Here is a 17,967-nt window from a genome sequence, read left to right as displayed (position 1 = left end):
TGCAACACCCGCCTCGCCAGGCTGTGAGGCCCGCGGCTCAGCCGCAGCAGCCGCCTCCGCAGCAACCGCCGCCGCCACCACCGCCGGCCTGCGGCGCGGCGCCCCCGCCCGCGGCGGAGCCGGTCACGGCGACCATCGACATCAGCTTGGTGACGTCCTCGTGTCCGGCCGGACACACTGCGGGCGCGTTGGCCTGCGACATGGGGCGGTTCAGCTCGAACGTGGCGCCGCAGGAGTGGCAGCGGTAGTCATAGCGAGGCATGCCGCCCATCCTCTCACCCGCCCCCTGGTACGGCGCCAGGTACCAGCGGGCGGGTGTCGGGCGGGTGTGGTGGTCAGGGGGCGGCGCGGTGGTGTGCGGTGGTGCGCGGTGGTCACAGGTGGGTGCGGTGGTCACACCAGGCGATCGGCCAACCCCGCGGCCTCGAACGCGGCGACGATCTCCTCCCGGCCCTCGGTGAAGTGGGACCAGCTGTCGTGGTGGACGCTGACCACCCGGCGAGCGTCGAGGATCCGGGCCGCCTCCGCCGCCTGCGCGCTGTCCAGCACCAGCGGCTGCCCGCCGAACAGGACCGGGATCCGAGGCGCGCCCGCGAACAGCACGGCGGTGTCCACCGGCGCGCACCGGTCGGCGATCTCGGCGACGGCCTCGAGTGAGGCGTTGTCGCCGCTGACGTAGACGGTCGGCAGGCCCTCGCCGGTCAGCACGAAGCCGGTGACCTGCCCGCTGAACGGCTCGACCTCCTCGCGCTTGCCGGGGCCGTGGATCGCGGGGACGCCGGTCACGGTGACACTGCCCCCGCCGGGACGGTCGAGCGTGACCTGTTCCCATGTGGCCAGGCCCTTTGCCGTCCCGCCCAGGCGCTGGGCGCCGCCGGTCGTGGTGAGGGTCAGCGGGACCTCGGCCAGCAGGCCACGACCGCTGCGGTCGAGGTTGTCGGCGTGCTCGTCGTGGGAGAGCAGCACCACGTCGATCGGCCCGAGCTCGTCCGGCTGTGCGGCGGAGGGAGCGGTCTTGGTCAGCAGGGGCCGACCCGGGTTCTGGTACTCGCCCGGCCCGTCGAACGTCGGGTCGGTGAGGAAGTGCAGGCCGCCGTACTGGAAGGACGCCGTCGGGCCGCCGAGGACGCGAACGGAGATCTGCTGCATGGGACACCACTCTCATGGATGGTTGCGACTTATCCGTGAGATGACCATAGGCGGCTTCTCACGGATAGCGCAAGCGTTACCATGAGACCCATGCAGGAGACCGCCATCCCGACCTCCGTCCCGGAGTCCGTCCCGGAGCCCGCACCCGAGCCCGCACCCGAGCCCGCACCCGAGCCCGCGCCGGGCGCGGACGCCTACTCGGCGCTCGACTTCGCCAACAGCGCCCGCACCCTTCCCGGCGGCCACGTCATCGACCTCCTCGGCACACCCGAGAGCGCGAACGCCTGGCTCACCGCGCACGGCCTCGCGCCGGCAGACGCCGGGATCAGGGAAGTGTGCGCCGCCCAACTGCGGTCACTGCGCGAGCAGATCCGCATGCTGTTCGCCGCCCGCGTCGACGAGATGCCGGCCCCACCCACCGCCCTGGCGGCCGTCAACGACGCCATGCTGCGCACCCGCGCGGTCGCCCTCCTGCACTGGGACCAGGGCGCAGGCCACTACCGGGCCGCCCCGCACCCCACGACGCAGATCCTCGAACACGCCCTCGCGGCCCTCGCCGACAATGCCGCTGACCTCCTCACCGGCCCGGACGCCCCCCGCCTCACCGCCTGCGGCTCCCCGCCCTGCACTCGCTTCCTCCTGCGCCACGGTCGCCGCCAGTGGTGCTCCACCCGCTGCGGCGACCGCGCCCGAGCCGCCCGCTCCTACGCCCGCCGAACCGGGCAGGCCTGACGGACCGCCCGCGTCCGTGTCAGCGGACCATCCTGCCCGGGTACCTGCGCCGCTCCCCTTCAGGAAGCTCGACGACCAGCGCGTCCGACTCGGTCCAGAAGCGGCATCCGGCGGGGATCAACCCAGGGCGCTCCAGCACGAACCAGCCGACGCGATCGACGAGGAGAAGCCTCGGAGCAACTGGACGTGAACCCTCGAATTCCACAGCCCCATTGTGGCGGACGGCCCACGGCCCACACCGAACGACGGCCGAGATCAGGCGCGCCGGGTCACGGCGTCGAGCACGCACGCGCGCGTTCCAGCAGCATTTCGCCGAAGCCGCGTCCGTACGGAGGCGCCATGAACTGCCCCGGCGCCGCCATGCCGGGACCGAAGGAGGCGAAGTACGCGCTGGGCGATCGAACAAGCTCCTCCCGCAGCCTCTTCGCAACCCCGTCGGCGGCCAAAGACGTCGCCAGGGCAGCGCTCCATCGGACCCCGATGTGAGGGTGCTCCAGCCACGCCCGGGGAGTGCCCCCGAGATCACCGAGAGCGAGCAGCGCGGTCGCGAGTTCGTGCGGGTCCGTCTGAGCCTGTGCCATCTTCTCGACGCGCTCCGAGAGCAGCGGCCTGTGGACCTCCACCAGCGGATGCCGGGCGAGCGCGGCGAGCGTCGCGGCAAGCCAGCCGCGCCGCCTGATCCGCTCGTCGTCCAGGTGCGGCAGCACCGCCGTGACAAGTCGCGGGATCACGTCGAAGCAGGCAAGCCGCGAGGACTCATGGACAAGCCTCAGCGCCTCGGACTCGTCGGAGCGCATCGACTCCCGCACGTCCTGGTCGCCCGCACCATAGGCCGTCACCCACGCTGCGATGTCCCCGGCATGCTGCCCACAGCGTTCGCGAAGCGCTTCGGCCTCACTCCCGAGGTCACACAGGTGGGCGATCCGGTCGATGAACAGCAGCGGCAGTTGGGCCTGCTCCTCGTCCAGGCCGCCGGATTCCAGCAGCACCGCGAGCGCCGTCGCGGTCGGCGCCGTGGCCGGCCAGATGCCGAACGCGAAGTTCGCCTCACGCAGGTAGTCGCCACTGTCCAGCCGCTGACGCGGGCCGCCGTCGCGCCATGCGGCAATGTGCGCGGGGATGTTCTCCGCCGAGCCATGGGCGTGCACACAGCCGGACCAACTGACGACGTCCCAGGGCTCGCTCATGGGGCTGATCGTTCCACGGCGCAGCGCCACTGGGTAGGCATGTCCGCGGTCCCGGAGCTTGATCGCTGTGGCGCCAATGAGCTGGTGGGCACAGACGGATTCGAACCGCCGACATCTGCTTTGCGAGCTCGACCAGCGCCTGGCGGGACGTGCGGGCGCTGCCCGCCGCAGCATGTAGAGGCACCACCGTGGAGCACCGCTGATCACCTGGGGCTGTTGGGGTTGATGTCAGATCAGTGAGCTGCCCGTGCGGTGAAGGCACGCACGCACACCTCAGGCGCAGCCTCCGCCTAGATGTACCGCTGCACCTGCGGGCCTGCCTGCGCGGCTTGATTGGGGAACTGCCGCAAGTAGCCGCCCGCAGCCGGCAGTGGAACGGACATGAAACCCGCATCCCAGGTGCACGTTCACCTTACGGGCCGTCTACGGCAGCGGCTTCCTGGTGACAACGCGTCGGTCTGTCACGGTTGTTGAGAGCTCCTCACAGATCGCTACAACTGAAGGACATGCTCTCTCGAGCACCGTAGGATCTGGATCAAGGACGCAGACGGGAGCTGATCATGGGCAACGACGACAATGAGACTCTTGACCTCGAATTCTCTGAGGAACGCGATATCGAGGAGCAGGAGCTAGAGCTCGACTCGGAGTTCGAGCAAGATCCCATTGGTTTTTGGGAAGCCAAGCAGAGGGATCTTCTGACAAGCGTCCTAGACTACAACCTCAAATCTCTCACGGACCTAGTCCGAAGCCGGAGTATTGATCTTTCTCCGTCATATCAGCGGCGTAATCGATGGGATGAAACTCGAAAGTCTCAACTCATCGAGTCCTTTCTCATGAACGTCCCTATCCCAAACATCTTCCTGAACGAAGATGCTTACGGCCACTACTCAGTGATCGACGGAAAGCAGCGCCTCACCGCCATTAGCGACTTTCTTCTGGGGCGTTATCGATTGCAAGGTCTCTCCGTTTTTCCGGAGGCAAACGGCTTGACTTTTGACGAGCTCCCATCCACCTTGCAGACCATCCTCGAGACCCGGGCGAACCTTCGCGCCGTAATCATCCTGAGGCAGTCGGATCCTGACATTAAGTACCAAGTCTTCCAGCGCCTGAATACCGGTGGTATTCGCCTGAATCCTCAAGAGATCAGGAATAGTGCCTGGCCCGGTAAGTTGAACGATATGATCCTAGAGGAGTCCATTTCGCGAGAGTTTCACGTGCTGCTCGGAATCAAGGACAAGAGTCGGTCTGCGATCTACAAAGAGATGCGTGACGCCGAGTTTGTCCTAAGGTATCTGACATTCCGCAGCAATTGGGACACATTTGCGGGCGGAATGGGGCGGAAGCTGGACTCCTTCATGGGCGAGAACCATGCCATGAAGGAGGAAGAGGTAGAGGAGCAGCGCAAGGCTTTCCGCGAGGCAATCAGTAAGGCGCACGCCGCGTTCGGCCCTAATGCGTTCCAGCGATGGTCGCCCGAGAAGGGGACGTGGCGAAGGCAGGTCCTTGCTTCGCTCTATGACGCTGAGATCTTCGCCCTTAGTGACTTCTCCAAGGAGGACCTGGCGAAGAATCAGAAGGAAATCATCGAAGGGGTGAAGAAGCTCTTCCAGGAACCATCATTTCGACGGGTGGTCGACGCAGCTACCAACACCCCTACATATTTCCGTGAGCGTATCCAACACATGCGAAACATGATTTCGGATGTGATCGGCTAATCTCCGATGTCATCACTTCCGAACCTGGACTCCAGTCTGCTATCGGTCAAAGCCCTGATCTCCCTGGAGTCGGTTTACCTAGATCCTCCCGAGGATCGTGAGATTGCTACGGTATCGGCCCTTCGTGGAGCATGCACTGTCCTTACCGTCGCCGCATTCGAAAAGTTCCTTCGGGACCTTTTCGAAGAGGAACTAGATCGCATTCGCGCCGCTGGCGTTCCCGCTGCATTGCTGCCTCAAAAGCTTCGCGTGGAAGCATCGTTTGCTTCTATGGAGTTGGCCATCAAGGGAGACTATTCAAGTAAGGGAATGGAAAGAGAGCAACGCCTTGAAGGCGTTATCGCTGCGGCAAAGTTGCTCTCAAAGGGAAGCTTTGAGCCTAGGGCGCTGGCAGCAACCAACAGTAATCCGGACGCGGCTTGCGTGAAAAGAATGTTCAAGACCGTAGGGATATCAGAGGTCTTCAAGAAAGCCTCCCCAGAATTTACCAAGCTATGGGGAAGGCCAGAAATTGAAGGCTTCGAAGAGCAAAAACTTGATGCCTTGGTGAACTCTCGACATCAAGTCGCCCACACTGCTTCGGCACTTCACATCTCGCGCCCGGAGTTGACGTACAACGTGCGCTTTATTGAAGTCTTGGCCAAAACACTTTTCGATATTCTAAACGGTTATGTCACTGACATAGTTGACAGCTATGCAGAAGCAGGAAGCACGGAGGTTGCGTCGCCATCGTGATCTAGGGATTCCGTAGATAAGTGTGTGCCAGTCGCTCCTCTGAGTTTCGAAGCCATGAAAAAGCGAATTGAGCCTTACATCTACGATACGCCAGCATCCGAACCGGAAGGTCAGGGGCACCGGATCATTCGGGTAAGGGAGTCGAATTCACTTAGTGAGGGGCGCAATCAGACTATGACAAGGGTGAAGGGCCGGTCCGGCAAGTCGCAACCTTTCGTCACCTGGAGTTGGCTTCGAGTCAGCGATATCTGCCTTTAAGCCTTCCCGGGGCAGAATCTGTCTGGCCTGCGAGTCTCTGACCTGCACTCCAGCCGTTGCCGTGCCCGCCATTCCCCGCCGGCTGCTGTCTGTCCTGGCGCGGTTGTGGCACGCCCCTGCCCTCCGAATGAAGCATTCGCTCTGGCCTCTCGCACGGATCATCAGGAACTGCCGGCAACTGCGCTGCCGGATGCTTCACTGTATGGGTGACGGAAACTGGGGAGCGGTCATATCGGCAGCGTCCGCGCTCGGAGGCTTAGCACTCACAGGGCTGTTCGGTGCACTGAAAGGCCGCCAGGAACGACTGGCCCAAGCCCAAGCAGACAGGTCTAGGTCAGAACGCCGTGCCGGACATCGCCTTGAGCGTCGGGAGGCATTACATCTGCATGATGGCTGCCGCGAAGAAGGTGCAATCGTCGGCAACACGCGCCGGCAGGCAGCTCTACCCACCGCCCTGTCTTGGCCGCGGATATGGGAGGACTACTTCCCAGCTCTTGAAGCCCCTGAGAGCGAAGCAGAGTACGTCCGCCTCGAAGGTCCTCCTGAGGTGAGCGACGCGGCCAGAGAGCTCAATAACGCTGCTCTAGAAGCTCACCGTGGCATGGAGGCCGCTGCTCGTGCCCACCTCGGCACGGCAGAGGTGCTCGTGAAGCTCATCAGCGATGAGCAACTGGCCCTCCACGCTGCTGAAGTCGTCGCCCTGCGCGAGTTCATTGCGAGGGCTCGAAGGGCCCTCGGCGGAGACGACCCAGGGTTCACGCAAGACTGGTAGGTCCCAAGCTCCGCTCGCTATTGGCCAAACGGCCGTCTACCTCCCATATCAGCGGAAGCTCGCCTCGGACCAGACCCCGCCCCTGCGGGCACGCAACGGGCACGGCGACTCAATCGGCTCGGCCGTCATCTCTGTTGCCGCTGACGGTTCGGGGACAGCGCGGCCAGACTCGTTGCGACGGCCGCTCCCACCAGGATCCCCCACCACGGCAGCCTGGCCACTCCCCCCGGCCGGTGCGCGATCAAGGCATAGGCAACGGTCCCAATGGTTCCGCCCACCAGAAAGGTCCTGCCGCTGCGAAGATCGGAAGGTCATCTGGGTTGGTCGAGTTTTGAAGTCACGACGGGCATTGTCCACGCACCGAAAGGCTTGACCAAGACGCGATCGGCTTTATAGGCCGTTCTGCATTCTCCGTCGATCAAGCCTCTGACCTGCTTGCAGGCATCCAATTCCCGCACAGCTCAGGCACGCAGGTCCGTGGTTGGCCCGGATCTTGGTCGCGCAATCATCAGTTGGCATGATCCAGGCCAAGGACCGCTTTCTCCATGCCCAGCCAGGCCAGATTCATCCCGACTCTGGGTGAGGATCTTCCACGTGAATGCCGAGGTTCTAGACCCGTCAGTTGCCCATGAATTCCTACCCATTGAAAAGTTCGCGGTTTCACTGGGCGATGGACGCGAAGGCGACACCATTATCTACGCCTTTGACACGTCCCACGTCTTCACGGGAGCCCTGGGCGGTCGGCTCCGGCGGAGGAACTTCCACGAGGTGTGGGAGCGGGCTCGGAAGAAGGCGAAGATCAGCGATGAGGTGCACTTCCACGATCTCCGCCACACGGGGAACACCCTCGCGGCCAACGCCGGCGCCAGCACGCGGGAGCTCATGACCCAGATGGGCCACAGCAGCACCCGCGCCGCGCTGATCTACCAGCACATGACCGCCGGTCGGGACCGCGTCATCGCGGACAAGCTCGGGCAGATGATCAAAGAAGCCAGGGAAGACGGTTCGCCGGACACGGACCCATCTGGCACGTAAGTGGCACGTGGAGCCTCACGCCGATCATGGTGTGGGGCTCCGTTGCTGTTCGGAGCTGGTGGGCACAGACGGATTCGAACCGCCGACATCTGCTTTGTAAGAGCAGCGCTCTACCGCTGAGCTATGCGCCCTCGGGGGTGGCCCGGGGCCCGGTGTGGACCGGGGCAAGGGCTAAGAGTACCTGGTCCGGGGAGGGGCTCGCTGCGGAGTGGGTGGGTGTGGTGTGGCAGGGGCGTGCTGGGCCGGTGGAGACTCGGTTGAGGGTGCCGGACGAGGGAGGAGAGGCGGGGAGGCGGATGCTGCACTTCGAGGATGCCCGGGCGTGGGAGGAGTGGTTGGCCGCGCACCATCGGAGCGAGCCCGAGGCGTGGTTGCTGATCGCCAAGAAGGGACACACCCGCGAAGTCGCCACGGTGAGTATCGAGGACGCGTTGCAGGTCGCCCTCTGTTACGGGTGGATCGACAGTCTGCGGCGCGCTCACGATGCCGGTGCCTACCTGCAGCGGTACTCGCCGCGGGGGCCGCGGAGTCTCTGGTCGGCCGCGAATGTCGAGCGGGTCGGGGCGCTGGCCGCGGCTGGGCGGATGGCCGAGGCCGGGTTGGCAGAGGTGGCTGCCGCGCAGGCGGATGGGCGGTGGGAGGCCGCGTATGCCGGGCAGCGGGAGGCGGAGGTGCCCGTCGAGCTCGTGGAGGCGCTGGCCGGGTCGGCGCGGGCGGCGGAGCGGTTCGAGGCGATGGGGCGGACCGCGCGGTACCAGGTGATGCTGCCCGTGCTGAAGGCCAGGACGCCGGAAGGACGGGTCGCGCAGGCGGAACGGGCGGTGCGCGAGTTGCTCGCCGAGGCGTGATCGGAGTGAGTCGGAGTGATCGGGAGGCTGGGGCGTCAAGGGGACGTCAGGGTTGCTGGAGTGCGCGCAAAGGAGGCGTCAGGGCGGACGGGGGACGCAGAGGGAGCCCGATAGCTTGATCGGCGTAGGGGGAGCCGGCCCGGGGTTCTGTGGGGAGCTGAAGGACCGGACGTGTCGCCCTGCCGAACGGGGACCTTGGCGGGGCCCCGTTCGGTGGAGGACGGGCGAGCAGGTGAGGGGCGTGTGGCCGGGGAGTGGCCGCACGCCCCTTTCGCTTGCGTCAGGTCGGCTCGGCCCAGGTCGGCTCGGCTCCGCCCTGGCAGGCCGGCTCGGCTCGGCTCGGCTCAGGTCGGCTCGGCTCGGTTCAGGTCGGCTCAGGTCGGACCGCCGAGGCCGAAGGGGTCCGGGACCGACGCGAGAGCGTGCAGGAAGGGATCCGGGAGGGCGGCGCTGCTGAGGCGGTCGAGGAGGGCGCGGCGGGCCGTGAGCGCCTCGCGGCGCTCGGGGGGAGTCGCGGCCTCGACGCGGTCGAGGAGGGCGCGGGCGCGGCGGACGACCTGGGGGTTGCCCGCGCCGTAGAGGAGGGTCTCGTCGAGGGCGAGGGCGACCAGGTCGGGCCATTCGGGGGCCGGGTAGGCGACGCGGGCGATGGAGTCGTCGTCGAGCAGCAGCGCCGGGCCGAGGGTGCGGGAGGCGATCCGCAGCAGTCCCTCCTCGATCTGGTCGAGTGACTGGACGGCCGTCGTCGGGTCGTTGACGGCGGGGGAGAGGGCGCGGATGGAGATGTCGGCGAGCAGCCGGAAGCCGTAGGAGGGGTCCTGCTCCACGGTGCGGGTGGGGCCGTAGCGGGCGCAGGCGGCGACGAGCTCGGGCAGGCGGGGCGGCATCGCCGCGGCGCCGCTGGGCACGCCGAGGCGGCCCAGTGCGGTCCGGCTGCTGACGAACTCGCCGACGGTTACGGTCAGTTCCAGGCGGGCGTCGGCGCGGGCCAGGAGCCGGACCAGGTGGCGTTCGTCGAAGCTCTGCAGGACGCCCGGGCGGTCGGGGCCCGGCACCTCGAGCCAGGTGAGCGGAGTGGCCGGGGAGGGGGTGATCGGAGTCGGCGCGTCGTCGAGCCGGGTCGGGAAGCTCGCGTCGACGACCTGCCGCAGCCGCTCGCCGACCGCGCGGGCCAGGCCGCCGCCGGTCACGGCGTTGCGGAGCGACGCGAGCATGTAGAGGACGGCGACCGCGTCGCCGAGGACCAGGCCGACGGCGAAGGTGACGGTGAGCCGGGGCACCGTGTCGCCGCTGATCTGGCTCAGTGCGACCAGCGCGTACAGGGCCGTGCCGACGAGCAGGGCGAACAGGGAGAGGTACCGCCCCATGTGGCGCAGGGCGCCGACCAGCCGCGGTGACATGCTCTGCACGGTCTGCAGCACCAGGGTGAGCGCGGTGATGACGAAGCCGGAGAGAGTGATCATCGCCCCCGCGATCGCCGCGAGCGCGGCCTGTGCGGTCCCGGCGTCGTAGGTCAGCCCGACCTTGGGCAGCCACGACTCGGAGTGTGGCACCACCCAGCCCAGCAGCGTGCCCATGAGGATGATGCCGAGCGCGACGAGCTGGTTGCGGGCGCTGAGCTCCAGCCGGCGACGGCGTTGCTTCTGGGGGTGGCGGCTGCGGGCCGGCGCGGGGACGGGTTCCGGCGGCTGCGCGGGCGGCGTTGCGGGTGTCGCCATCCGGCGGACCTCCAGGGGAGAGGGAGTGACTCCCAGTAAACGGAACCGGGAGGCCGACCCGCCCCGCCCGGTGCGGTGGGGAGGTCCGTTCGGGTGACGGGCCGGATCGGTGGGGGCGCAGGGGGTCGAGGACGCCCACGCGACCGGCGATCAAGATCACCCGTCCGGCCGGTGGCCGTCCTCGCAGGTCGCGAGGTTAGGAGTGCTGTCCCCTGCCCAGGCCCGTTCAGGTTCAGGAGTTCTCGTGCGCCATCTCGCCTACGCCGTCGTCGCCGCCGTGACCCTCGTGGGGGGAGCCGTGGCGGCGCCCGGGGCGCAGCGGGACCTCCTGCCGCAACAGAGCGTCTATCTGCAGGCCGTCGCCGGTGACGACTCCGCGGACGGGGTCGCCGACCTTGTCGTCACCCGGGAGAACGGCGGCTACCGGCTGCACGGGTACGTGGAGTCGGTGAAGGGGTGCGTCGAACTGAAGGCCGTCAACATGCACCTCGGGACGTACTTCGGTGGTGACTCGATCGCGAAGGTCTGCGGGACGAACGTGCAGTCGGACGTGGACGCCTGGACGCATCACACCGACATCGTGCTGACCGCGATCGTCCCGCACGGGATGGACTGGGACTCGCGGATCGTCACCCTGACCGGTCGTCCTTAAGAAATCTTTATTTCGGACGGGCCGAGGCTCAGCTGCGGGGTGACCATAGGGGGGTAGGTCGATCGGCACGCAGCCATCAGGTGGTGGAGACCATGCTCCCGAACCAAACCCTCCCCAGACGTCACCCCGTGCTCGTGACCGGCGCCGTGGCGGGTCTGATGCTCGTCGCGGCTGCCTGCAGCAGCACGGGTTCGAGCAGTTCCAGCAGCCCCGGTTCCGGCAGCCCGACCGCCGGCAGCGCCACGAGTGCGCCCGCCACGAGTGCGCCAGCCACGAGCGCGCCCGGGACGGGCGCGGCGACCGGTGGGGCCGCCGCGATGGCCTGCGCCTCGGGTGTGGCGCCGACCGTCAGCGGGTCGGGCCCGAGCGACACCGCCACCGCGGGCAAGAACGTCGCCCAGAACTACGCGAAGTTCTTCAACCCCGCCACGCCCGCCGCCGAGAAGGTCATGCTGCTGCAGAACGGTGAGCAGCTGACGTCCGTGCTGCAGGGCTTCGCGGGCAACCCGCTCGCGGCCAAGGCGACCGTCACCGTGACCGCCGTGCAGTTCACCAGCCCGACCGCCGCCGACGTGACCTACAACCTCTGCGAGAGCGGCACCCCGGCGCTGCCGAACGCCAAGGGCAAGTCCGTGCTGGAGAACGGCACGTGGAAGGTCTCGGACACGACGCTGTGCGGCCTGGTCGCGCTGAGCAACGGCGGGAAGCCGGTCCCTGGCTGCTCGTGAGCTCGCCTGTACCGGTGAGCCGGTCGGTCAGTCCACGCAGGGGATGCCGTTGCCGCCGCCGTTGACCGCCGAGCCCTGGAAAACCAGGTGCGGCGTGTTCGATGGGTGGGCGCCCGCGGCCGAGCCGGACGAGCCCGACGAGCCGGAGGACGGCGGGGTGAAGTCCGGGCCGAGGATCACCTCCACGGTGCCGGCCGCCACGGCGCCGCTCGCGGTCGCGGCCGCGCCGAGCCCGCTCGCGATCCGGCTCGCCGCCGTCTGCGCGCCCGCGCCGTACAGGACCCGGGTGGCGCCGACCGCAGCATGGTTGCCGGTGTGTCCGCGGGTGTAGCCGGCGGTGACCAGCGCGTCGAGTTCGATGCCGGCGGATCCGGCGCGCGCTCCGCCGTTGAGCACGTCGACGACGGCGTGGGCGGTGGCCGCGCTCGTCGTTCCCGCCGAGGGGGAGGAGGCGGCCGAGGAGGCGGGCGCGGGGGCGGCGTCATGGAACAGGTAGGCCACGGTGCGCTGGACCTGCGGGACGCTGACCTGGTTGACGTCCTGGTAGCCCTCGCCGGGGATGTAGACCTTCGGCTGCGCGGTGATCGGCAGGGTGTTGAAGGTGACCTTGCCGCCGGAGAGGTTCGGTGCCTGCTGTGCGAAGTCGAGCAGGTTCCAGCGGTTGTCGATGACGACGTCCTTCTTGACCGTGTCGATCAGGCCCTGCAGTTTGCCCAGGTCGGAGAGGATGCCCTCCTTCTTCAGCTGGGTCTCGGCGGAGGTGATGTACGCCTGCTGACGGTGCGTGCGGGCGAAGTCGCCGCCGTTGCCGTTGCCGTCCGTGTTGGTCAGGTTGTGGCGCTGGCGGACGAAGGAGAGCGCCTCGGCCGGGGTCTGCAGCACGTTCAGCCCCGCGTGGAAGTTCGCGCCGGAGCCCTGGCCCTCCATCGCCGGGTCGGCGGTGGCGTGGTTGAGGCAGACGGTGACCGGACCGACCGCCTTGGCGACGTCGTAGAAGCCGATGAGGTTGACCTCGGCGAAGTGGTCGATCGGCACGTCGAGGAACTTCTGCACCGTGGCCAGGGTGGCGGCCCGGCCCACGTCGCGGCTCGCCTGCTCCAGCGCGGCGCCCTTGAGCCCCTTGGCCTCCAGGCCGCTCATCGCGCCGGCCTTGGCGATGCCGTAGGCCTCCTTGATCTTGTGCATGCCTTGCGGGGTGCCGTCGCCGTTGTAGGTCATGACGTAGTCGTCGCGCGGGATCGAGACCGCCTCGACCTTGGCGTTCTGGTCGGCGGGTATGTGCAGCAGGATCAGGCTGTTGGTGTTGTAGCCGCCGACCTCGGAGGACGAGCCGGCGTGCAGTTCGTCCTGGACGAACCAGCCGGGCAGGTCCTGGCCGTCGTTGCCCTTCCGGCTGTCGAGGCCGATCAGCAGGATGTTGATCGAGTTGTCGAGGTGTTTCGGCGCGCTCTTCGACGCCAGGTCGAGGGCGTCGGACTGGGTCACGCCGTCGGTGAGCTGGCCGTACTCGTACCAGGTCACCCCGGCGATCGCCATCACCAGGCTCGATCCGAGTACGGCTGCGGCGCGCGCCGCCCTCAGCGCGCCCGACGCGCGCACCACCGCGCGTCCACCACCCGCGTTGCGGCTACCCACGACGGTTCCCCTTCGCCCCGACCTCGACCCCGACCCCAGCCCCAGCCCCAGCCCCGACCTCGACCCCGATCCCGCGGACCCGGCGCGCGGACAGCGTCCGTGCCGCGCCCACGGCGACCGCGCCCAGCAGCGCCGCTCCCATCACCGGGAACGCCCCCGCCACGACCTTCGCCAGGTCGGTCCCGAGCTTGCTCGTGCCGGCCGAGGAGTCGCGGACGGCCAGGCCCAGCAGGGCCATCAGCAGCACCACGGGCGGAGCCCCCGTGGTCACCCACCACACGCCGGGGCGCGAGCAGAGCGCTGCCGCGCCGACCACGCCCAGCAGCGATCCCGCCCAGAAGACGGCGCCCGTGCCGCCGCTCACCAGCGCCGCGACCAGCGGCGGCAGGATCAGGACCAGCGCGGCAACGGCTCCGGGCCGCCGGTGCTCCGGCTGCCGCCCTTGCCCGGTCGGCCGCATCCGGGCCGACCTCCGCGCCTCCGTCGGCACTCCCACCCCCGGACCGGACCGGTCCCAAGCGTCCGTCATCTCCACACCTCTCGCGCCACTGCACTCAGCACGCTGCGCTCCCGGCGGTCGGCCGGGCCCCGCAGCCCCTCGCACACCCCAGGGACGCGTTGCACGCGCCAACGGTTGCGAGACTTGCGCAATCTAGCAAGTGTTTGACCGGGTGCGGCCCTGGGGTGGTAGGCAGGTGCGGGTGACCTACGAGTTGGTGATCTTCGACAACGACGGCACGCTGGTCGACAGCGAGACCACGGCGCACACCGTCCTCTCCGGCTACCTGACGGAGCTCGGCTACCCGACGACGCTCGAGGAGTCCTTCCGCGACTTCCTCGGCAACGCGGGGCGCAACGTCCACGAGGTCGTGGCGCGGCGCTTCGGCGGCGCCCTCCCGGAGGACTTCACCGTGCGCTGCCACGCCCGCGTCTTCGCCGCCTTCGAGCGCGGCGTCGATGCCGCGCCCGGCGCGGCCGACCTACTGGCCTCCCTGGAGGCGCGGCAGCTGCCCTACTGCCTGGCCTCCTCGTCCGACCACGCCTGGATCGACCGGACGCTCGACGTCTCGGGGCTGCGACGGCGACTGCCCGCGTCGCTGGTCTTCAGCGCCGAGGACATGGCGGGCGTCGGCAAGCCCGCGCCGGACCTGTTCCTGCACGCGGCGAAGGCGATGCGCGTCCAGCCGGAGCGCTGCCTCGTCGTCGAGGACAGCCCGAACGGCGTCCTCGCTGCCCGTGCCGCCGGGATGGACGTCCTCGGCTACACCGCGCTGATGCCGGCGGAACGCCTCACCGCGGCGGGCGCCACGGCGCTGATCGGCCACCTCCGGCAGGTGCTGGACCACGTCTGACGGGCGGGCGGAGGTCCTGACACGGGGCGGAGGTCCTGACGGGCGGGCGGGGGCCGGACCGGCGGACGGAGGTCCTGAGACGGGGTGGAGGTACTGACCGGCGGGCGGGGGGTCTGGCGGTCGGACGTCCCTGCGGCCCGCTACGACGGCAGCTCGGCCGCCTGTCGGGGGTCGCACAAGTCCGCTGCCAGGTCGCCGAGTTCGGCGACGCGCGCGGCGACGTCCGTCGGGGTGAGGGCCAGATCGGCGGGGGTGGCGCAGGACTCGACCTCCGACCAGGTGAGCGGTGCGGAGACGCCCGGGACGGGGGTCCTGGTCGCGCGCAGGGTGTAGGGGGCCGAGGTGGTCTTCGAGGAGGAGTTCTGCGACCAGTCCAGGAAGACCCGGCCCGTGCGCAGTGCCTTCGTCATCCGTGCCACCAGCAGCGTCGGGTGCGCGGCGGCGAGCCGCTCGGCGACCCTGCGCGCGTAGTCGACGGTCGCGGCCGCCGGGCTCGGGCGCAGCGGGGCGTAGAGGTGGAGGCCCTTGTTGCCGGAGGTGACCGGCCAGCAGGGCAGGCCGTCCTCGGCGAGAGCCTCGCGGACCAGCAGGGCCGCCGCGCAGCATTCGACCACGGTCGTGCCCTCGCCCGGGTCGAGGTCGACGACCAGCCGGTCGTGGCCGTCGCGGCCGTGGGAGAGGCTCCACTGCGGGACGTGGACCTCCAGGCAGTAGAGGTTGGCCGCGGCGATCAGGCTCGGCGCGTCGTCCAGGACCAGGTGCGGACGCGGGCCCTCCTTGGCCTCGATCACCTCGATCCGGACCCACTCGGGCGTGCGCGGAGGCGGGTTCTTGGCGACGAAGAGCGGACCCGTCATGCCCTCGGGGCCGCGCAGGAACGACGCGGGACGGTCGCGCAGGTGCGGGACCATCGCGTCGGCGACCCGGGCGTAGTAGTCGAGCATCTCGGCCTTGGACCAGGCGGGCCAGAGCAGCTTGTCCAGGTGGGAGAGGAGTAGTGAGCGCCCGCCGACCTGCACGGGCACCTTGGTACCGGGCATGGCTCCAGCCTCGCAGCTGCGTGCCCGCGCCGCGCGCGACACGGCCGGGACCGGGTCGGGATCGGGATCGGGGACGGGGTCGGGATCGGGGACGGCGTCAGGACGGCGGGGCGCACGGGTGGAGGCCGCGAAGAATCGGACATACCGTGAGGAACACCTCGCGATACTCGCGATCGTTCAGCGCGAAAGGTTCCGCCCATGCCTCGCAGCGTCTGGACGGGCAGCATCACGTTCGGCCTGGTCGCCGTACCGGTCAAGCTCTACCCGGCCACCGAGACGCACTCCGGCCCGGTGCTCCATCAGGTCCACCGGGAGGACGGTTCACGCGTCCGGCTCAAGCGCTTCTGCGAGGCGGAGGACCAGGAGGTCGAGTACGGCGAGATCGCCAAGGGCTGGGACGCGCCCGACGGCGGCGTCGTGGTGCTCACCGACGAGGACCTGGCGACGCTCCCGGTGCCCAGCAAGAAGATCATCGACGTGGTGGCCTTCGTCCCGGCCGAGCAGATCGATCCGCTGCGCTGGGACAGCCCCTACTACGTCGGCCTCGGCGACAAGGCTCCCGCCAAGCCCTACATGCTGCTGCGCGAGGCGCTGCGCGACTCGGGCCAGGTGGCCGTCACCAAGGTCACCATGCGCTCGCGCGAGTCGCTGGCCGTGCTGCGGGTCATGGACGACCTGCTGGTGCTGCAGACCATGCGCTGGCCGGACGAGATCCGCTCGGCGGAGGGCCTGGCCCCCGAGGAGGACACCACGCTGCGCCCGCAGGAGCTGGCCATGGCCAAGTCGTTGATGGAGACCCTCTCCGAGGGCTTCGACCTGGATGCGGAGAAGGACGCCTACGCCGTCGCGCTGGAGGAGTTGCTGGACGCCAAGGCCCACGGCGCGACGCCGGCCCCGGTTCCGATGGCCGAGGGCGGCGCCGAGGTGATCGACCTGATGGCGGCGCTGCGCTCCAGCGTCGCGGCCGCCAAGGCCCAGCGCGGCGAGGCCGTCCCGGAGGAGGCGGCCGAGCCCGTCGAGGCGACGGGCGGGAGCCCGGCGCCGAAGGCGAGCAAGCGCGCGCCGGCCAAGACGCCGGCCAGGACGACGCCGGCCGGGACGACGGCCAGGTCGGCCACGGCGAAGGCGTCCACGGCGAAGACGGCGACGGCGAAGACCGCCTCGACGAAGGCGGCCGTCGAGAAGGACACCCGGGCCAAGAAGAGCACCGCGAAGAAGGCGGCCGCGAAGAAGGCGGCGCCCGCCGCCCGTAGGACCGCGCCACGGCGCGCGTCCTGAGAGGCCGGCCCGCCATGTCCCGCGCCCGCACCCCGACCGCCCTCCCGGTCTACTCCCCGATGCTCGCGACAGCCGCGCCCCTGCCTCGCGACGAGGCGCACTGGGCCGCCGAGGTGAAGTGGGACGGCATGCGCGTCCTCGTCTACGCACCCGGCGACGGCAGCGTCCACGTCCGCTCGCGCACGGGCGGCGAGGCCACCGAGCGCTTCCCCGAACTCGTCGCCGTCGCCGAGGCGTTGGGCGATCGCGCGGCGGTCCTCGACGGCGAGGTGGTGGCGCTGGGCCTGAGCGGCGCCCCCAGCTTCGGCGCGCTGCAGGAGCGGATGAGCCTGCGGCGCCCGTCGCAGATCCAGGCGGCGCGGCACCAGACCCCCGTGACGTTGATGGTCTTCGACGTGCTCAACCGCGACGGCCGCGACCTGACCCGACTGCCGTACACGGCCCGCCGCGCCCAACTGCAGGAGCTGCCGCTCGACCACGAGCACGGCCCCGTCCGCACGCCGCCGGCCTGGCTCGGGGATCTGCGCTCCGCGGTGGAGTGGACCGAGGCCTACGGCATCGAGGGCATCGTCGCCAAGCGCCTCGACTCGCTCTACGAGCCGGGACGGCGCTCGCGGGCGTGGATCAAGCACAAGCACCGCCAGACCATGGACGTCCGGCTCGGGGGGTGGCTCGGGGAGCAGGGGTCGGGCCGGCTGCGCAGCGTCCTGGTGGGCCTGTCGGAGCGGTCGGGCCTGCGCTACCTGGGTGCCGTGGGCTCCGGGATCGGCGTGCACGAGGGGGAGGACCTGCTGGCGTTGCTGCGGCACCTGGAGACGGACACCTCCCCGTTCCTGGGCACCCCCGCGGATCTCGGGCGGCCGGACTCCACGGTCCACTGGGCCACGCCCGCCCTGGCGGCGGAGGTGGAGTACCAGGAGCTGACGGCCGGCGGGATCCTGCGCCAGCCCGTCTGGAAGGGCCTGCGCGAAGTGACGCCTCAGGGGTGAGTCGCCCCCAGGGAGGCGCAGCCTCCAGGGGTGCGAGGAACCGCGCGAGAAGCCACCCCTGCCAGGACGGCCCCGCTCGGTGAGGACCATCTGCTCATCAGAGGGGGTGCCCCCCGCCGGAAGGGTAGGGGATTGTCGCGCCCA

The 17,967-nt window shown here is 69.2% G+C and carries 18 protein-coding genes and 1 tRNA gene; 11 read left to right on the top strand and 8 right to left on the bottom strand.

Annotation, left to right across the window (positions count from 1 at the left end; all coding sequences use genetic code 11):
* Window positions 1-37: 37 nt before the first annotated feature.
* Complete coding sequence (locus BMY61_RS30940; RefSeq protein ID WP_042444731.1) at window positions 38-262, bottom strand: FmdB family zinc ribbon protein; 225 nt, start codon at window positions 260-262, stop codon at window positions 38-40.
* Between the two features lie 131 nt (window positions 263-393).
* A complete protein-coding gene (locus BMY61_RS30935) occupies window positions 394-1,149 on the bottom strand; it encodes an MBL fold metallo-hydrolase (RefSeq protein WP_042444733.1) in 756 nt (251 codons plus the stop codon).
* A 90-nt stretch (window positions 1,150-1,239) separates the two neighbouring features.
* Here BMY61_RS30935 and BMY61_RS30930 point away from each other — a divergent pair, with 90 nt between their 5' ends.
* Window positions 1,240-1,881 carry a CGNR zinc finger domain-containing protein gene (locus BMY61_RS30930; RefSeq protein ID WP_082014860.1) on the top strand — a complete coding sequence of 214 codons (642 nt, stop codon included), beginning with the start codon at window positions 1,240-1,242 and terminating at the stop codon, window positions 1,879-1,881.
* A gap of 269 nt (window positions 1,882-2,150) precedes the next feature.
* Here the strand turns inward: BMY61_RS30930 and BMY61_RS30925 are convergent, their stop codons facing one another.
* Entirely contained in the window at window positions 2,151-3,098 is a 948-nt protein-coding gene (locus BMY61_RS30925) for a hypothetical protein (protein ID WP_143094605.1), read from the bottom strand.
* 530 nt (window positions 3,099-3,628) lie between these two features.
* Between BMY61_RS30925 and BMY61_RS30920 the strand changes: the two genes are divergently transcribed.
* From BMY61_RS30920 to BMY61_RS47985, 4 genes are all read left to right on the top strand, one after another.
* Complete coding sequence (locus BMY61_RS30920) at window positions 3,629-4,783, top strand: DUF262 domain-containing protein (RefSeq protein WP_052438496.1); 1,155 nt, start codon at window positions 3,629-3,631, stop codon at window positions 4,781-4,783.
* Between the two features lie 6 nt (window positions 4,784-4,789).
* Window positions 4,790-5,518 carry a HEPN domain-containing protein gene (locus BMY61_RS45395; RefSeq protein ID WP_143094604.1) on the top strand — a complete coding sequence of 243 codons (729 nt, stop codon included), beginning with the start codon at window positions 4,790-4,792 and terminating at the stop codon, window positions 5,516-5,518.
* Between the two features lie 460 nt (window positions 5,519-5,978).
* Entirely contained in the window at window positions 5,979-6,548 is a 570-nt protein-coding gene (locus BMY61_RS45390; RefSeq protein ID WP_143094603.1) for a hypothetical protein, read from the top strand.
* 594 nt (window positions 6,549-7,142) lie between these two features.
* Window positions 7,143-7,583, top strand: a complete 441-nt coding sequence (locus tag BMY61_RS47985) for a tyrosine-type recombinase/integrase (protein WP_052438497.1) — start codon at window positions 7,143-7,145, stop codon at window positions 7,581-7,583.
* A 56-nt stretch (window positions 7,584-7,639) separates the two neighbouring features.
* Here the strand turns inward: BMY61_RS47985 and BMY61_RS30905 are convergent.
* Window positions 7,640-7,714: transfer RNA gene (locus BMY61_RS30905), tRNA-Val, on the bottom strand.
* A gap of 165 nt (window positions 7,715-7,879) precedes the next feature.
* On the opposite strand from BMY61_RS30905, the gene BMY61_RS30900 reads away from it, so the two are divergent.
* Window positions 7,880-8,431 (top strand): YdeI/OmpD-associated family protein, encoded by a 552-nt coding sequence (locus BMY61_RS30900; RefSeq protein WP_042444839.1) that lies wholly within the window; start codon window positions 7,880-7,882, stop codon window positions 8,429-8,431.
* Window positions 8,432-8,805: 374 nt separating this feature from the next.
* Here BMY61_RS30900 and BMY61_RS30895 read toward each other — a convergent pair whose 3' ends face one another.
* A complete protein-coding gene (locus tag BMY61_RS30895; RefSeq protein ID WP_042444738.1) occupies window positions 8,806-10,149 on the bottom strand; it encodes a DUF2254 family protein in 1,344 nt (447 codons plus the stop codon).
* 244 nt (window positions 10,150-10,393) lie between these two features.
* On the opposite strand from BMY61_RS30895, the gene BMY61_RS30890 reads away from it, so the two are divergent.
* Together BMY61_RS30890 and BMY61_RS45385 are read left to right on the top strand one after the other, a co-directional pair.
* A complete protein-coding gene (locus tag BMY61_RS30890) occupies window positions 10,394-10,801 on the top strand; it encodes a hypothetical protein (protein WP_042444741.1) in 408 nt (135 codons plus the stop codon).
* A 92-nt stretch (window positions 10,802-10,893) separates the two neighbouring features.
* A complete protein-coding gene (locus BMY61_RS45385) occupies window positions 10,894-11,529 on the top strand; it encodes an MTB12 C-terminal domain-containing protein (protein WP_143094602.1) in 636 nt (211 codons plus the stop codon).
* Between the two features lie 27 nt (window positions 11,530-11,556).
* On the opposite strand, the gene BMY61_RS30875 is transcribed toward BMY61_RS45385, so the two are convergent.
* The gene (locus BMY61_RS30875) at window positions 11,557-13,164 is read right to left on the bottom strand and encodes an LCP family protein (RefSeq protein WP_143094601.1); all 1,608 of its coding nucleotides are present in this window, start codon (window positions 13,162-13,164) and stop codon (window positions 11,557-11,559) included.
* A complete protein-coding gene (locus BMY61_RS30870) occupies window positions 13,157-13,693 on the bottom strand; it encodes a DUF6542 domain-containing protein (protein WP_143094600.1) in 537 nt (178 codons plus the stop codon). The genes BMY61_RS30875 and BMY61_RS30870 overlap by 8 nt, the downstream gene beginning before the upstream one ends.
* Before the next feature lie 172 nt (window positions 13,694-13,865).
* Here BMY61_RS30870 and BMY61_RS30865 point away from each other — a divergent pair, with 172 nt between their 5' ends.
* Window positions 13,866-14,516 (top strand): HAD family hydrolase, encoded by a 651-nt coding sequence (locus BMY61_RS30865; protein ID WP_042444841.1) that lies wholly within the window; start codon window positions 13,866-13,868, stop codon window positions 14,514-14,516.
* A 140-nt stretch (window positions 14,517-14,656) separates the two neighbouring features.
* Here BMY61_RS30865 and ligD (BMY61_RS30860) read toward each other — a convergent pair whose 3' ends face one another.
* Window positions 14,657-15,556, bottom strand: coding sequence for a non-homologous end-joining DNA ligase (ligD, locus tag BMY61_RS30860; RefSeq protein ID WP_143094599.1), 900 nt, complete (start codon window positions 15,554-15,556; stop codon window positions 14,657-14,659).
* 198 nt (window positions 15,557-15,754) lie between these two features.
* Between ligD (BMY61_RS30860) and ku the strand changes: the two genes are divergently transcribed.
* Together ku and ligD (BMY61_RS30850) are read left to right on the top strand one after the other, a co-directional pair.
* A complete protein-coding gene (ku, locus tag BMY61_RS30855; RefSeq protein WP_042444749.1) occupies window positions 15,755-16,834 on the top strand; it encodes a non-homologous end joining protein Ku in 1,080 nt (359 codons plus the stop codon).
* Window positions 16,835-16,848: 14 nt separating this feature from the next.
* A complete protein-coding gene (gene ligD, locus BMY61_RS30850; protein WP_042444750.1) occupies window positions 16,849-17,823 on the top strand; it encodes a non-homologous end-joining DNA ligase in 975 nt (324 codons plus the stop codon).
* Window positions 17,824-17,967: the final 144 nt, after the last annotated feature.

This window comes from Streptacidiphilus jiangxiensis, from assembly GCF_900109465.1.
Classification (GTDB): Bacteria; Actinomycetota; Actinomycetes; order Streptomycetales; family Streptomycetaceae; genus Streptacidiphilus; species Streptacidiphilus jiangxiensis.
The sequence above is the reverse complement of the archived record's forward strand: the minus strand, read 5'-3'. Positions and strand labels throughout refer to the sequence as shown.